Origin of the sequence: Mycobacterium sp. (assembly GCF_008709575.1) — a bacterium.
Lineage (GTDB): Bacteria > Actinomycetota > Actinomycetes > Mycobacteriales > Mycobacteriaceae > Mycobacterium.
On the sequence record NZ_VYIK01000218.1, the window covers coordinates 1 to 251 of the forward strand.

A 251-nucleotide genomic window follows, 5' to 3' on the forward strand; every position below is an offset into this window, starting at 1 on the left:
GCTGCAGCACCGCCGTGCAGTAGTAGTTGTCGGCAAACGACGGCTGGCCCAGCGTGTGCGGAATTGGCGGTAACCCGTTGTCGGCCAACAACACACTCAACGGGCTGCGCGTCGGCTGCCGTCGGCGCTGAGGCCGGTGATGTTGTCCAGCAGCCGGTCCTGCGCGTCCGGCGGCAGGAAAGCCAGCAACCCCTCGGCGATCCAGGCGGTTGGCCGGTCGGGGTCGAAACCCGCCTCCCGCAACGCAGTGG

1 pseudogene is annotated in these 251 nt (G+C 68.5%); it reads right to left on the reverse strand.

The features are described 5' to 3' along the window. Window positions 1-251: pseudogene (locus F6Q13_RS18005) on the reverse strand (class I SAM-dependent methyltransferase); the annotation flags it as partial.